Consider the following 14,246-nt stretch of genomic DNA (forward strand, 5'->3'; position numbering starts at 1 on the left):
TATGCTACGATTCAGAAAGAATGGCAAACTTTTTAAGAGCAGTCAACCAGGCGGTTCGATGACGAAAGAAGGTCTTGTGATGCAGCGGGTGCATAATGTCATGGAGGATGCGGTCGCAGATTTGCTGCAGCAGCAGTGGCGCAATCTGCCTGCCGCATGCCATTGTGATGGATGCAAAGCAGATGTGTATGCACTGACACTGAATAGGCTTAAGCCGCATTATGTACGAATGCCGGTGGGGAGTATGTACGTGAAGGCGCATCTCATGACGGTTCAATCCCGTGCAACAATTTTGACAGCCCTCACGGAAAGTGTAAAGATCATTTCCGCTGATCCGCATCACTGAATCGACGCATAAATGCCCCGCTGAAAAAGAGCAAACCCCCGTCGCATCTTTATGCAGCGGGGGTTCATTATTTAAGGATCAAGATCTTGATTTGAAGAAATCACGGTTGATCTGAATGTATTTCTGTTCGCTTTCCGGTACTTCATCTTCCGGATAAATCGCTTCAACCGGGCATACGGCTTCGCAAGCGCCGCAATCAATACATACATCAGGATCGATATACATTTGTTTCTGGTCTTCAACGATGCAGTCTACAGGACATGTTTCGATGCATTCACCTGCTTTTTCATTTTCGCAGGCAGAAGTGATGACGAATGCCATGAAGAAGAACTCCTTTCAAAATGGAAATCATGAGTCAGTTTAACTTCTCCTATTATGAACAATTTTTGAACAAAAAACAAATGTTTTTCATAGATAGTCGGTTGGTTTTAGAGCTGATTTACAATGCTTTTTTGTAAAAGAACAGCGGAGCAAGCGCCAGCCCGGCCAGGAAGCCGATCAAATGACCGATAATATCAATGTTTGCACTGAAAAATGAACTGATGAGACTGACAAGCACAATGACGAATATGATCGTTTGGTCCTGGCGCGAGATGAATTCGCGGCGGAAAACAACGAGATAGATGTAAATGCCGAGCAGCCCGAATAAGGCGCCGCTTGCTCCGTAGTGAACAAATCCAATCGGTTCAAGAAACAGTGCCGCAATGTTGGCGATGACTCCGGTGCTTAAGAAGGCGATCAAATAGCGGAATCTGCCAATCAGCTGTTCAAGTGCGGGACCGAAAATGTACAGTGAGAATGCGTTAAAGAGAATATGTGAAAAGGTAATGTGCAGGAAGATCGGTGTGACCAGTTGCCACCAGGCGCCGCCGTTTAGAATCGCATCATTGGAGCCGGCCGCAAAATTAAAAATGGTAAAGGCGAATTCAGGGGCAAGGCGCCATGTGCCCGTCAGCACAAACAAAAGATAGAGCAGCACATTAATGCCCAAAAGGATTGCCGTGATTGGGTAAAGCTTTAAAAACAGTTTGAATGACTCGTTTCGTATAAACAATGCGTCAAGAAACCCCCTTGAAGAATGATCTTGTACTAAGTATAGGGTAAAATAGATTTTAGTGGTAGAAAAACAATTGGTTGGTTTCCATGGATCTTTGGACCAAACGTCTCTATCTTGAACGTTAGACACTGTTTTTACACGTAACATTCATTTAGATAATTAGAGATAGCCGGGGAATCGCCCAGATTAAGACGCAAGGCGGGAACGTGAATGATAAAAGGGATCGGTGTTGATCTGATCGAACTCAATCGAATTGCGGGGAAGGTCGATCAGCAAGCATTTGTGAAACGTATTTTAACGAAAAAAGAGCAGCAAGAATATGATCAGCTCAATAGCAAGCGCAAATTGGAATATTTGGCCGGACGCTTTTCAGCAAAAGAGGCGTACGCCAAAGCAAGAGGCACCGGAATCGGCAAAAAGGTCTCCTTTCAAGATCTGTCCATTGTGTCCGGCGTATTGGGGAAACCGCAGCTTCAAGAGCATTTGTCAAGCGGCGATGTGGTTCATGTATCGCTGACGCATACGGAACATACGGCAGCAGCTTTTGTGATTATTGAAAGCTTGTCATGCTAGTCTGCATATTAAAGAACCTTGTCTCATATAGTTTACTACGCTGGGAGGGACTACAGTGCATGTTGTATCGCGTGAAGAAATGCGGAACATTGATCAGTACACCATAACGCACATCGGATTGGGAGGACCGGTGCTTATGGAAAATGCGGGTCGGGCGGTATACGCGGCGCTCGAACCTGAACGCAAAGCAGGAGACCGCATCTGTGTGGTTATTGGCAAAGGAAATAATGGCGGTGACGGATTTGTGATTGCCCGTATGCTGTTTGACAGCGGCGCGAAAGTGAGTACATGGCTGGCGGCAAATCCGCAAGAAATTAGCGGCGATGCTGCCGATCATATGCGGGCGTATTGTGCATGCGGCGGGACGCTTTTGCGTATAAGCGACGAACCTGAGACCTTTCAAGAGCAGCTTGACCAAGCCGATTGGATTATCGATGCTTTGCTGGGTACAGGGATTCATGGAGCTCCTTACCCGGACTACCAGCAGGTGATTCGCTGGATCAATGCATCCGAGGGAACAGTCATTTCCGTTGATCTCCCAAGTGGTGTACCAGCCAACGGCGAAACCTTTGACCATCCGGCGGTGTTTGCCGATCAGACAATGACGCTTGAATGCCCGAAGCTGGCGCAATTTATGCAGCCGGCAGCCAGACATTTTGGAACCGTCCGCGTGCTGCCGATTGGTATTCCGAAGAAGGCTTATCAAGAAGTCGGTGTGCGGCGGGAACTTCGGATGCGAAGCGATGTCGTTCGTACACTGCCGGTGCGGGATCCCTTTTCACACAAAGGCAATCATGGAAAAGGTTTGCTTATTGCCGGATCGAAAAATATGCCCGGCGCAGCCTTTTTCTCAGCAAAAGCTGCACTACGTTCGGGAATCGGTTTGCTGAAGGTCAGCGTACCGGAAGCGATTCAACCGATCCTGGCCGTGCAGCTTCCTGAAACAATGTATCTGCCGCGTGTTGAAATCGGTCTTGATGGTGTTTCCGGAATCGGTATTGGTCCCGGAATAGGAAGAGATCCACGCGAAGAGGAACTCGTCTGTCGTCTTGTTGAAGAGAGCGACACGATTCCATGCGTGATCGATGCCGACGGGCTCTTTCATTTGAGAAATCATTTGGATCTGCTCCCCAAGCGTCATAAACCGGCTGTGCTCTCGCCGCATCCGGGCGAGATGGCACTGCTCACCGATTCATCGGTTCAAGACGTTGAACGTGATCGATTCGGCATAGCGAAAGCATTTGCCGAAAAGTATCAGGTGTATCTTGTATTAAAAGGCAAAGCGACACTCGTGACTGCGCCGGACGGGCGGCAGATTGTAAACCCAACCGGTAATGCGGCCATGGCAAAAGGCGGCTCCGGCGATGTACTTACCGGTATTTTGCTTGCTTTTCTCCTGCAGCATGAGCAAATGATGGACGCCGTCAGCAACGCGGTTTATGTACACGGTGCTGCCGCAGAAGAATTGACGGCCCGCGAGCATTCTTTGCTCGATGTGCTGGCATCGGACCTTATTGAAGCGATTCCTCCTGTTCTGCATCAGCTTTACGACGAGAAAACGTGTCGGTAATCAGTCTCTCCTTTGTCACCGAATAGAGGCAAAGGGGTTGGAGATACATGAAAAAGTGGTCGGCATTATGGCTTAGTGCCATCCTGATGACGGCATTGCTGCTCTCCGGATGCGGCGCTAAATCGGAAAAAGATGTCATTAATGATCTGAACAAACGCTATGAAAAGATCAACAGTTATTCGACCAACGCAGTCATGACGTTCCATAATCATGGAAAAGCGCAAGCCTATCAAGTCAATATCATGTATAAACGGCCGAATCTTTACCGCGTGTCGCTCAGTGATGCCAACAAAGCCAACAAACAGATGATTTTGAAGAATAAAGAGGGTGTTTATGTTCTGACACCTGAACTGAACAAGAGCTACCGTTTCGACAGCGATTGGCCGAATAACCGCAGCCAGGCCTATCTCTATCATTCACTAGCAAAAGATATCTTAAATGATCCGAATCCTAGCTTTACGGCTAAAGAAAATCACTATATCTTTAATACCAAGACCAATTACAATACCGCGCAGCTGGCCAACCAAGAGATTTCATTAAAAAAGGATCTGACACCGGAGGCCGTGAAGATTAAGGATAAAGATCAAAAGGTTGTCGTAACTGTCACCTTCAAAAACTTTAAGGTGAATCCGTCGATTCCGAATAAGACATTCGATGTGAAGCAAAACATGACTGCGGCAAATATTTCGAAAACGCAGAGCACGTCTGCTGAAAACAAAGCGTCGCTGAAGCTGCTTTATCCGACAGCAGTAATTTCAGGCACGAAGCTTGAGACGTTGAAGCCTGCATCAAGCAAGTTCGGCGACCGCTATGTGCTTAAATACGCCGGCAAAAAGCCGTTTACATTAATCGAAACGAAGAGTCAAGCGGCAGCATCCAGCGCTGCGACGCTTGGCACAGGCACACCGGCGAATCTCGGTTTTGCTGTCGGATCCTTTGGCGACCACTCGCTCTCATGGTCGAGCCATGGAACGGACTTCTACCTTGCTTCAGAAAAATTAACTCAGGATGAAATGATCACCATTGCTCAATCGGTGAATGGAACCGTAACAAAATAATGAGGCAATGCCTGCGCACCGTTCTTCGTGATCGGGCGCTCTTTTTTTCTATTCTGGACAAAACAGCCGCTGCTTGTTGTGGTAGAGCGCACGATTCGGTACTTCCGTTTTTGATAAATAAGTGATTAAATAGTAATTGAAAACCTTGTCGAATTGGAGCGCTTTCCCGCATCGTTTAATCGTCGCGCGGGATGCATCGGCAAGCGTAACTTTTGCAGGCAGATGGGAAGGATTCGCAATGGGAGCTGCTGGTTTTTATCGAGAGACATGGGCGGATATTCATTTAGATGCCGCCGCTGAAAACATACGGAATATGAAAAAGAGGCTGCCTGAGGGGGTAACCTTACTGGCCGTCGTCAAGGCAAATGGTTATGGACATGGCGCGCAGCAAATCGCACGGATTGCGCTGGCCAGCGGCGCAAAATGGCTTGCCGTTGCACTATTTGATGAAGCACTTGCACTGCGTAAGCAAGGAATCCAGGCACCGATTCTGGTGCTCTCACCGATCCCGCCGCGGCATGTCGCCTTAGCGGCCGAACATCATATTTCATTGACCGTATCCGACCGGGAATGGGTGGCGCAGGCGGAACAACTCTATGGCGGCAAGGATCCGGTAAACCTTCATATTTCCTGCGATACGGGAATGGGCCGAATCGGTGTGCGCAGTAAAACCGATGCTCAAGCGCTTGTCGGTGAAATCAGTAAAGATTCCCGCTTTATCATCGAAGGGCTTTTCACCCATTTTGCAACGGCCGATCAACGTGACGAGACGTATTTCACGGCTCAGTATGCCCGTTTTGAACAGATGGTTGACGGGTTTCGGGAGCTCGGTGTCCGTCCAGCGCTGATTCATTGCGGAAACAGCGCAACGGCTCTAAAGTATCCGAAAGAGAAACGCCATTTGTTTACGATGGTGCGCTATGGCATTGCGATGTACGGTCTGTCTCCATCCCCAGAGATGGCAGAACAGCTACCCTTCCCATTGAAACCTGTGATGCGTTTGTCCAGCCGTTTGACGCATGTAAAAAGAGTAGAAGCCGGAACGCATATCGGCTACGGAGCCACGTACCAAGCCGCACGCGATGAATGGATCGGTACCGTGCCGATCGGTTATGCCGATGGCTGGCTTAGGGGACTCGGTGATACCGACGTTCTCATCGACGGACAGCGTTGCCGAATTGTCGGGCGCATCTGTATGGATCAGTTTATGTGCCGGCTTCCTCATCACTATCCGGAGGGTACGGTCGTCACATTAATCGGCTCAAACGGCAGCGAGACGATCACAGCTGATGACCGTGCCGAGCAGCTTGCGACAATTAATTATGAAGTGACCTGCACCATTAACCCGCGCATTCCAAGAGTATATTGGAAAGATGGGAAAGTCATCGAAACGTACAATCCTATTCTTTCGCTTGCAGAAGAGTCGTGATTTATTGAGAAAAATCGTCAAAATGTAAAAAAAAGTTCCAAAGAGGCATAAAAGTATGCAGTTTTTGGCGAAAATAGCTTTGCAAAATAAATGTGAAATGATAACATAAATTTAAGATTCAAAAAGATATATTCTGACAAAAGTGGTGGGGGTGCAGGCATGTCGGAATCGAAGATAAAAGAAATCATGCTGAGTTTGCCGCAACATTTATTGAACGAGATTGATGGAATGGCAAGCCGAGACAAGATGAATCGCAGCGAATTTCTCCATCGCGCCATTAGGTTGTATCTGCGTGAGCGTAATAGGGGCTATGTCCGTGAAATTATGCGTCAGGGCTACATGGAAATGGCTAAAATTAATTTAAATCTTGCTTCTGAAGCTTTTCTTGCTGAAGAGGAGGCAGAGATCACACTGGAACGCTCCGTCAGCGGGGTGTGACCGGTGATTGTAAAACGCGGCGACGTCTATTTTGCAGATCTCTCTCCGGTTGTCGGTTCGGAACAGGGTGGGGTTCGCCCCGTTCTGATCATTCAGAACGACATTGGCAATCGCTTTAGCCCAACGGTTGTTGTGGCGGCTATCACTGCTCAAATTCAAAAAGCCAAATTGCCGACTCATGTGGAGATCGATGCAAAACGGTACGGATTCGATCGCGACTCGGTCATCTTGCTTGAGCAGATCAGAACCATTGACAAGCAGCGACTGACGGATAAAATCACGCATTTAGACGAAGAAATGATGGGCCAAGTCAATAAAGCAATTCAAATCAGTCTGAGTTTGATTGATTTCTAATAGAAACTGATCGGGGATAACGGTCGTGCGTCTGCTTCTGCCAAGCAGCGCCTATTTTTTTTGCATCAATATTGCATCACTGTGCAGCGACAATGCGTAAAAAAGGATTGATGCAGAAAAAACGGAACTTACGTATGAAAAGTAAAAGGCGTTGTAACACCCGCTTTAAGACACGTTCTCTTTAAATCTCGATCGCATCGTGTTGGCCTACAACATGAAAAGTCGAAAAAAGCGAGGCAATGATGCGAAAAGGGAATGTATTGTCTCTATCTTTTGCCATTTGATGGAATAAATGAAATAATAAAATAAGAGTCATTTAATACTAAATAGAAGAAAATAGAGAAGGTAGAGTAAAAGGGGAGATAAGGCGTCCGTGCAAAATGCATGCCGGACACTAGATCGTCGCAACTAAGGCTCAGCCGGTGCCTAAGGGCATGACGCAGGCTTCGGTAATTTTTTATTATGAAGATTGCGAATATAAAGAAAAAAGAGAGCGTGTGCATATCATTGAACCATTCATGATGAAAGAGATTGGTTTTTTTTTACCGGAAGGGAGTGCAACGAGTGGGAACGATGGAAGATGGGCCGCAACTAGCCACATACCGAGATCTATTGATTCGTTACATGACGCATGAATCGGAGCTGGTCATAGAAGAGAGCGAGATGCTGGCTGGTTTTCTGCAAGAGCAAGGGGTATCGCCAGCAGATCTTGTCGCCATGCATCTGGAGGTGATGAAACAGACGCGGGCATTGGATCATGCCACACTTCGATCAATGGAATTTCTGATTAATATGATGGCAGGCTATGGAAGAGAGTATTGGGAACATCAAGAACTTAAGGATAAACAGAAACAGCTGGACAAGGAAATTGATGTGGCTGCAGAAGTGCAAAAAGCGCTCATTGAAGGAAAGGTACCACACTGTGATTTTGCAGATATCGGTGCAATTAGTGAGCCGGCAAAAAAGATGAGCGGTGACTATTACCGAATTGTTAACGACGGCAAACGTTTGGCGGTCACAATCGCCGATGTTATCGGCAAGGGGATCCCGGCGGCGATGTGTATGTCGATGATCAAATATGCGATGGACAGTATTCCGGAGAACAAGCAGGGGGCACCTTCTTCTATTCTTGCTAATTTAAATCGAGTCGTTGCACGCAATGCGGATTCAAGCATGTTCGTGACGATGTTTTACGGTGTTTATGATCCGGTAACCCATATCTTTTCCAACTCGTCAGCCGGACATGAACCTGGTTTTTATTATTCGGCGCAACAGGATTGTTTTCTTGACCTTGAAGCAAGAGGTATGTCGCTAGGCCTTGCTCCAGGATCACGATACAAGGAATGGGCACGTAAAGTCGAACCGGGCGATATGATTTTCTTGCTAACGGACGGCGTTACGGAGATTCGCAAAGATCGTGATTTTATTGAGCGGGAACATATTATTAAGCTGATCCGTCGATCCATGCATCTTCCTGCCGCACGTATTGTTCGGCGCGTCCTCTATGAGTTGAAGAAAATGCAGCACTTCGAACTGACCGATGATTTTACATTTATTGCGATGAAGTTTTAAGTTTCGCGTCTCTGACGAGCGGGTATTGTTCAATAAAGATATATAGCGGGGAGGAGGAGCGATATGAATTTATCGATCGAACGCGAAAATCAGAGAATAAACACGAATCGGGTTGTTGTGTCGGGAGAAATTGATGTATACACAGCTCCTGAATTTAAGAAAAACCTGCTTCCTTTAACTGAATTAAACGGAGGGACACTGATTGTAGATCTTACTAAAACAAATTATATGGACAGTACGGCTATAGGGGTGATTGTCGCCGCCCTTAAATCATCGGTAAAACATCACTGCAAATTCTCTGTGGTCGGGTTGACGCCGCGCATTGAACGACTGTTTGAGATTACCGGTTTGACCGAACTGATTGCACGAACACAGGTGAGCGGAGGGGAGACAAATGACTGAAATGAATGACGTGATTCAGCTGACCCTTCCGGCAAAACCAGAGTTTGTCAGTATTGCGCGTCTTACAAGTTCCGGAGCAGCAAGCAGATTGGGCTTCTCATTTGATGCGATCGAGGATATTAAGGTTGCCGTATCGGAAGCCTGTACAAACGCGGTCAATCATGGTTACAAAGAAAATGAAGTCGGTCAGATCAGAATGGTTATGGACTGCGATGTTCAAGCGATTACGATCACCGTCATGCACGACGGGGAAAGCTTTAATGCAGACGAAGCGCTCAAGAAGCTGCATCCAATTGATACTACTCTTCATCTTGAAGAAGTGAATGAAGGGGGTCTGGGACTCTTTTTGATCGATACTTTGATGGATCGCGTATCAATCAGCACAGAATCAGGAGTAGCCGTTCGTATGACCAAGTTTCTGACCAGAGACGGGGTGGAGCAAATTGCCGACAAAGTCTCAACAACGGACTGAAATTCAAAAGATGATCGTTGACTACCAAAACAACCCTGATGATGAACATCTGCAAACGATGATCATCAGCAACTACGAGCGTCTGGTGGGCGCACTTGCAGCGAAATTTGCCAAAAACAGCGATGTCCGTGAAGACCTCTATCAAGTGGGTATGATGGGGTTGATTGCCGCGATGAAACGGTTTGATCCATCGGTAGGCGGTAGTTTTGAGTCATTTGCCATTCCAACGATTATCGGAGAGATCAAACGCTACATTCGGGACAAGACCTGGAGTGTTCATGTGCCAAGGCGCGTAAAAGAGCTGAGTCCCAAGATCCGCAAAGCAACAGAGCAATTGACGCGTGAACTGCAGCGCTCGCCGCGTATTGATGAGATTGCAGACGCGGTCGGCGAAAGCGAAGAAGTCGTTCTTGAAACGTTGGAAATGGCTCAAGGCTATCACGCCTTGTCGGTAGATTCCAAGATCGACGGTGACGCGGAAGGTTCGGCGGTAACCTTGCTGGATATTGTCGGAAAACCAGAACAGGGCTACGAACATGTGCACAAAAAGTTGATCTTAAGGGAAGCATTTCAGTTTCTCACCCAGCGCGAACGCGATATTTTGACGTGCACCTATTTTGAAAATCTAAGCCAGAAAGAGACCGGAGAACGGCTGGGTATTTCACAAATGCATGTATCGCGCCTACAAAGAAATGCCTTATGCAAACTGAGAACGATACTGCCGCATAAAGAAGAAATCGGGTTGTCGTCTCATAAATAGAACAGCATGTTGACAGCTCACCTCAAACGAGCTGTTTTTTATTACAGGGAAAAAATTTAATAATTTTACCTTGCTGGTACGTGCCAGCGAGCAGCCGCAGCGACGATTCAGCACCGAAAAGACACAAGCCCGTCAAACATGGCTGGAGATTAACGACCGGGCGCTTTTACCCGGTTTTTCTTAACTTACGATTGGTTTTCACAAATGTAGCGATTCGCTCGAACACGCGTCTCCATTTTTTGATATGATAAATGCAAAGGAGACGATCAGCATGGATGCAACAATTTTACAGATCGCAAAGCAATTAAAACTGGATGCTGGCCAAGTTGCGCGAACGGTGCAGCTGCTGGATGCGGACAACACAATCCCTTTTATTGCACGCTACCGTAAGGAAATGACTGGCGGGCTTGATGAAGTACAAATTGAGAAAATACAAGAATCCTATACATACAACAAGCAACTGGCAAAACGGAAAGAAGAAGTACTCAACCGGATTGAGGAACAGGGAAAGCTAACGCCTGAATTAAAACAAAAGATTAATCAAGCGTCCATTCTTCAAGAAGTTGAGGATCTCTATCTTCCGTATCGTCAAAAACGACGGACGCGCGCCCTAAAAGCTAAAGAGAAAGGGCTGGAACCGCTGGCAGATTGGCTTGCATCATTACCCGCGCAGTCCGTTGAAGATGAGGCTGCCCGATTTATTTCTGAAGAAAAGAATGTGAGCTCTGTAGAGGAAGCGCTTCAAGGCGCAAGAGATATTCTTGCGGAACGCGTCTCCGAGCATGCCGAGCTTCGCGCACTGGCCCGAAAACGTACACTCGAGCAGGGCACGGTGCATGTTCAAGCCAAGCACCCTGAACTTGATTCGAAAAACGTGTACGCCAATTACTATGACTATGAAGAACGCATACAAGGCATCGTGCCGCATCGCACTCTTGCGATCAATCGCGGCGAGAAAGAAGACGTCTTGAAAGTCGCGATTGAATCACCTGAGAACACTATTCTTCCGTCCGTTCTGCGCGCATTAAACCCAGGGAAGAAGACTACGGCTGCTCAGCAGCTAAAGGAATGCGCGGAAGATGCTTACCGGCGCTTGATCGCTCCAGCAACCGCGCGAGAGATCAGACAAGCACTCACGGAAAAAGCAGAAAAACAAGCCATTCATATCTTTGCGGAAAATTTGCGCGGGTTGCTGCTACAACCCCCTTTAAAGGAACGTACGGTACTTGGCGTGGATCCTGCTTATCGCACCGGCTGCAAGCTGGCTGTTGTTGATCCTACAGGCAAAGTGCTTGCTATTTCCTTGATCCATCCAACACCGCCCAAATCCGATAAGGAAGGAGCGAGGCGGACGGTTCTGCAGCTGATTGGCCAATATAAGATTGATATCATCGCGATCGGCAACGGTACGGCATCACGCGAAACGGAAGCATTTATCGCAGAAACACTGAAACAGGTCACCGGGCGAAAACTTTTCTATATGATTGTTAATGAAGCAGGTGCCAGTGTGTATTCAGCATCAAAACTAGCGCGTGAGGAATTTCCTGATCTGCATGTTGAAGAGCGGAGTGCGGTGTCCATTGCGCGGCGTCTGCAAGACCCGCTTGCAGAGCTGGTGAAAGTGGATCCGAAATCAGTCGGAGTCGGCGAATACCAGCACGATGTGTCACAACGAGATCTAGCGAAATCGCTGCAATTTGTTGTCGAGACGGTCGTGAATCAGGTCGGTGTGAATGTCAATACGGCATCGCCACAGTTGCTTCAATACGTGGCAGGACTCTCGAAAATAGTGGCAGCGAATGTGGTCGTGGAACGGGAAAAAAGGGGCAGGTATACCGATCGCAGTCAGCTTAAAGAGGTACCGCGTTTAGGTCCGCGGGCATTTGAACAAGCTGCCGGATTTCTGCGCGTCGCTGCTGGAGACAACCCGTTTGATAATACACCGATTCACCCGGAAAGCTATGAGGTAGCCGGCAGGCTGCTTGCCAAGGCTGGAGGTACGCCAGAGGAAATTGGCTCAAGCAAATTAGCGGATAAGCTTAAAGAAATGGATCTAACGAAGACAGCGGCGGAACTCTCGGTTGGCGTGCCCACTTTGCGCGATGTAGCCGAAGCACTGATTCGGCCGGGGCGTGATCCGCGCGATGATTTGAAAAAACCGCTTTTAAAAACGGATGTATTGAAAATGGAGGATTTGAGACCAGGTATGCGTCTTGAAGGAACGGTCCGCAATGTTGTTGATTTCGGTGCTTTTGTCGACATTGGTGTCAAACAAGACGGGCTTGTCCATCTGTCAAAACTAGCCGAACGCTTTGTGCGCCATCCATTAGATGTCGTTCGTGTCGGCGAAATCGTCACCGTTTGGGTTGAACAGGTTGATGCGGAGAAGGGACGCATCTCTTTAACGATGGTAGCGCCAAAAGAAAAAACCATGCCTTAATGTGCCTATGGAGGTGGTCAAATGACCAATGAAGAACTTCAGAAATTGGTGGAACAGATATCCTTAGACAGTTTTCATCGGCCGTTTCTTCATCGCGCTGTTTTTAATCCAAGACTGCGCACTACGGGCGGACGCTACTTGCTGATTACGCACGCATTAGAGTTTAACAATCGTCAACTACAGCACTTTGGTATTGAATCGTTTGTTAAGATCATCAAGCATGAACTCTGTCACTACCATCTCCACTTGCTGGGGATGGGGTATCGTCACCGAGACGCCGACTTTCGCACGCTGCTTGCAAAGGTCGGCGGTTCACGGTACTGCGAAGCAATCCCTCATGCACGCACGCGTTCAAGCGTACGTTATGATTACCAGTGTGCGGTCTGCGGCGCCCATTTTAGGAGAAAAAGAAAGCTTGATACAAAACGTTATGTTTGCGGCACTTGTGGGGGCAGCATCCGTCTAATAAGTAAACGACGGATCAATAAATAAAAAAGTTTAAAAAAAGGGTTGACTAAGCATTTGATTCTGTGGTAAATTATTTAAGTCGTCAAGAGGACATGCTGATGAAAGCGACCGATTAAAAGAACTTTCGAAGCACTGTTGACAAATGAGTTAACGCAGTGTAGAATAGCCTATGCATTTGTTTTTAAAGCCACTTATTCCACAGTAGCTCAGTGGTAGAGCAATCGGCTGTTAACCGATCGGTCGTAGGTTCGAATCCTACCTGTGGAGCCATATGGAGAAGTACCCAAGTTGGCTGAAGGGGCTCCCCTGCTAAGGGAGTAGACGGTGTAAATCGTGCGAGGGTTCGAATCCCTCCTTCTCCGCCATTAATTTGGCCCGTTCGTCAAGTGGTTAAGACACCACCCTTTCACGGTGGGTTCATGGGTTCGAATCCCGTACGGGTCACCATTTTAAATAAAATATATGAGGATCCGTGGTGTAGGGGTTAACATGCCTGCCTGTCACGCAGGAGATCGTCGGTTCAAATCCGATCGGATCCGCCATAATAAATGATACATGTAATTGATATTCAGCTATAAACGATTTATGTTATAATACATAATTGTTTTTGGCCCATAGCCAAGCGGTAAGGCAACGGTTTTTGGTGCCGTCATGCGCTGGTTCGAATCCAGCTGGGCCAGCCACATGAGCCACTAGCTCAGGGGTAGAGCATCTGACTTTTAATCAGAGGGTCGAAGGTTCAAATCCTTCGTGGCTCATTTTAGCGGGTGTGGCGGAATTGGCAGACGCGCTAGATTTAGGATCTAGTGTTTTCCAACGTGGGGGTTCGAGTCCCTTCACCCGCACCATTATATATGCGGTCGTGGCGGAATGGCAGACGCGCTAGCTTGAGGGGCTAGTGGAGGCAACTTCGTGGAGGTTCGAGTCCTCTCGACCGCACCATTTAATTTAATATGCGCCCTTAGCTCAATTGGATAGAGCGTCTGACTACGGATCAGAAGGTTAGGGATTCGACTTCTCTAGGGCGCATTGTTTTATCGGGAAGTGGCTCAGCTTGGTAGAGCATCTGGTTTGGGACCAGAGGGTCGCAGGTTCAAATCCTGTCTTCCCGACCATCTTTTGCGGGTGTAGTTTAGTGGTAAAACAAGAGCCTTCCAAGCTCTGGTCGTGGGTTCGATTCCCATCACCCGCTCCATTATATCTATGGGCCTATAGCTCAGCTGGTTAGAGCGCACGCCTGATAAGCGTGAGGTCGGTGGTTCGAGTCCACTTAGGCCCACCATTATTACTATTCATTTATATGAATG

The 14,246-nt window shown here is 47.6% G+C and carries 15 protein-coding genes and 12 tRNA genes; 25 read left to right on the forward strand and 2 right to left on the reverse strand.

What is annotated here, in order from left to right:
• Position 1: 1 nt before the first annotated feature.
• Positions 2–346 (forward strand): late competence development ComFB family protein, encoded by a 345-nt coding sequence (locus SIN01_RS04995; protein ID WP_010025906.1) that lies wholly within the window; start codon positions 2–4, stop codon positions 344–346.
• 78 nt (positions 347–424) lie between these two features.
• Here SIN01_RS04995 and SIN01_RS05000 read toward each other — a convergent pair whose 3' ends face one another.
• Both SIN01_RS05000 and SIN01_RS05005 read right to left on the reverse strand, forming a co-directional pair.
• Positions 425–667 (reverse strand): ferredoxin family protein, encoded by a 243-nt coding sequence (locus SIN01_RS05000; RefSeq protein ID WP_010025905.1) that lies wholly within the window; start codon positions 665–667, stop codon positions 425–427.
• Positions 668–785: 118 nt separating this feature from the next.
• Positions 786–1,400 (reverse strand): rhomboid family intramembrane serine protease, encoded by a 615-nt coding sequence (locus SIN01_RS05005; RefSeq protein WP_010025904.1) that lies wholly within the window; start codon positions 1,398–1,400, stop codon positions 786–788.
• Positions 1,401–1,613: 213 nt separating this feature from the next.
• Between SIN01_RS05005 and acpS the strand changes: the two genes are divergently transcribed.
• From acpS to SIN01_RS05125, 24 genes are all read left to right on the forward strand, one after another.
• Complete coding sequence (gene acpS, locus SIN01_RS05010; RefSeq protein ID WP_010025903.1) at positions 1,614–1,976, forward strand: holo-ACP synthase; 363 nt, start codon at positions 1,614–1,616, stop codon at positions 1,974–1,976.
• 55 nt (positions 1,977–2,031) lie between these two features.
• Positions 2,032–3,546: an NAD(P)H-hydrate dehydratase gene (locus SIN01_RS05015; protein ID WP_010025902.1), complete on the forward strand. Its 1,515-nt coding sequence runs from the start codon at positions 2,032–2,034 to the stop codon at positions 3,544–3,546.
• Positions 3,547–3,593: 47 nt separating this feature from the next.
• Complete coding sequence (locus tag SIN01_RS05020; protein WP_010025901.1) at positions 3,594–4,604, forward strand: LolA family protein; 1,011 nt, start codon at positions 3,594–3,596, stop codon at positions 4,602–4,604.
• Positions 4,605–4,842: 238 nt separating this feature from the next.
• Positions 4,843–6,033, forward strand: a complete 1,191-nt coding sequence (gene alr, locus SIN01_RS05025) for an alanine racemase (RefSeq protein WP_010025900.1) — start codon at positions 4,843–4,845, stop codon at positions 6,031–6,033.
• Between the two features lie 159 nt (positions 6,034–6,192).
• Positions 6,193–6,471 carry a CopG family ribbon-helix-helix protein gene (locus SIN01_RS05030; protein WP_010025899.1) on the forward strand — a complete coding sequence of 93 codons (279 nt, stop codon included), beginning with the start codon at positions 6,193–6,195 and terminating at the stop codon, positions 6,469–6,471.
• A gap of 3 nt (positions 6,472–6,474) precedes the next feature.
• The gene (locus tag SIN01_RS05035) at positions 6,475–6,825 is read left to right on the forward strand and encodes a type II toxin-antitoxin system PemK/MazF family toxin (protein WP_010025898.1); all 351 of its coding nucleotides are present in this window, start codon (positions 6,475–6,477) and stop codon (positions 6,823–6,825) included.
• A 573-nt stretch (positions 6,826–7,398) separates the two neighbouring features.
• Entirely contained in the window at positions 7,399–8,397 is a 999-nt protein-coding gene (locus tag SIN01_RS05040; RefSeq protein WP_029548237.1) for a PP2C family protein-serine/threonine phosphatase, read from the forward strand.
• 63 nt (positions 8,398–8,460) lie between these two features.
• Positions 8,461–8,799 (forward strand): STAS domain-containing protein, encoded by a 339-nt coding sequence (locus SIN01_RS05045; protein ID WP_010025895.1) that lies wholly within the window; start codon positions 8,461–8,463, stop codon positions 8,797–8,799.
• Complete coding sequence (gene rsbW, locus SIN01_RS05050; protein WP_010025894.1) at positions 8,792–9,271, forward strand: anti-sigma B factor RsbW; 480 nt, start codon at positions 8,792–8,794, stop codon at positions 9,269–9,271. Before SIN01_RS05045 ends, rsbW begins: the two co-directional genes overlap by 8 nt.
• Complete coding sequence (gene sigB / locus SIN01_RS05055; RefSeq protein WP_010025893.1) at positions 9,243–10,031, forward strand: RNA polymerase sigma factor SigB; 789 nt, start codon at positions 9,243–9,245, stop codon at positions 10,029–10,031. The genes rsbW and sigB overlap by 29 nt, the downstream gene beginning before the upstream one ends.
• Before the next feature lie 271 nt (positions 10,032–10,302).
• Positions 10,303–12,471: a Tex family protein gene (locus SIN01_RS05060; protein ID WP_010024772.1), complete on the forward strand. Its 2,169-nt coding sequence runs from the start codon at positions 10,303–10,305 to the stop codon at positions 12,469–12,471.
• A 21-nt stretch (positions 12,472–12,492) separates the two neighbouring features.
• Positions 12,493–12,963, forward strand: coding sequence for a SprT family protein (locus tag SIN01_RS05065; protein WP_010024773.1), 471 nt, complete (start codon positions 12,493–12,495; stop codon positions 12,961–12,963).
• 171 nt (positions 12,964–13,134) lie between these two features.
• Positions 13,135–13,209 (forward strand) — tRNA-Asn (locus SIN01_RS05070).
• Positions 13,210–13,212: 3 nt separating this feature from the next.
• Positions 13,213–13,304: transfer RNA gene (locus SIN01_RS05075), tRNA-Ser, on the forward strand.
• Between the two features lie 7 nt (positions 13,305–13,311).
• Positions 13,312–13,386: transfer RNA gene (locus tag SIN01_RS05080), tRNA-Glu, on the forward strand.
• Between the two features lie 19 nt (positions 13,387–13,405).
• Positions 13,406–13,481: transfer RNA gene (locus SIN01_RS05085), tRNA-Asp, on the forward strand.
• A gap of 66 nt (positions 13,482–13,547) precedes the next feature.
• A tRNA-Gln gene (locus SIN01_RS05090) sits at positions 13,548–13,622 on the forward strand.
• Between the two features lie 3 nt (positions 13,623–13,625).
• Positions 13,626–13,697: transfer RNA gene (locus SIN01_RS05095), tRNA-Lys, on the forward strand.
• 5 nt (positions 13,698–13,702) lie between these two features.
• Positions 13,703–13,787, forward strand: a tRNA-Leu gene (locus tag SIN01_RS05100).
• Between the two features lie 8 nt (positions 13,788–13,795).
• Positions 13,796–13,881, forward strand: a tRNA-Leu gene (locus tag SIN01_RS05105).
• Between the two features lie 13 nt (positions 13,882–13,894).
• A tRNA-Arg gene (locus SIN01_RS05110) sits at positions 13,895–13,968 on the forward strand.
• A 9-nt stretch (positions 13,969–13,977) separates the two neighbouring features.
• Positions 13,978–14,054, forward strand: a tRNA-Pro gene (locus SIN01_RS05115).
• A gap of 6 nt (positions 14,055–14,060) precedes the next feature.
• Positions 14,061–14,134: transfer RNA gene (locus SIN01_RS05120), tRNA-Gly, on the forward strand.
• 10 nt (positions 14,135–14,144) lie between these two features.
• Positions 14,145–14,221, forward strand: a tRNA-Ile gene (locus SIN01_RS05125).
• Positions 14,222–14,246: the final 25 nt, after the last annotated feature.

It is taken from the genome of Sporolactobacillus inulinus (genome assembly GCF_006539285.1).
Taxonomy (GTDB): domain Bacteria; phylum Bacillota; class Bacilli; order Bacillales; family Sporolactobacillaceae; genus Sporolactobacillus; species Sporolactobacillus inulinus.